General features: G+C 65.2%; 1 protein-coding gene. It reads left to right on the top strand.

All coding sequences use genetic code 11. The features are described 5' to 3' along the window. The coding region (locus tag GRB80_RS15790) for an IS66 family transposase zinc-finger binding domain-containing protein (RefSeq protein WP_202597374.1) at positions 1–422 on the top strand (422 nt) is incomplete at both ends.

Raw genomic sequence — 422 nt, 5'->3', positions numbered from 1 at the left:
GCGGCGTTGTTCGAGCAATTCCGTCTGGCCATCGAGCGCCAGTTCGGCCCCTCCACCGAAAAGTATCGCGTCGCGCAAGGTGACCTACTCATCAACGAGGCCGAGATAACGGTCGATGAGGAAGAGGCCGGCACCCAAGATGACACGGCTGGCGACGAAGCTGATGTGCCGGTTGCCCCCCAACAGCCGGCCAAGCGTCGCACCCGTGGTGGCCGCGTGGCGCTACCGCCCGAACTGCCCCGCGTCGAGATGATCCATGAGCTCCCCGAGGAGGCCCGTCACTGCCACGATGACGGCACCGAGCTCAAGGAGATCGGCAAAGAGATCAGCGAGGAACTGCATGTGGTGCCGGCGCGGGTCGAGGTGATCCGCCATGTGCGCATCAAGTACGGCTGCCCCGCCTGCGAGGAGGGCGTGCAGAT

It is taken from the genome of Halomonas icarae (assembly GCF_009901955.1).
Classification (GTDB): domain Bacteria; phylum Pseudomonadota; class Gammaproteobacteria; order Pseudomonadales; family Halomonadaceae; genus Halomonas; species Halomonas icarae.
Note: the sequence above shows the minus strand (reverse complement) of the source record. Positions and strands in the feature narration are given on the sequence as shown.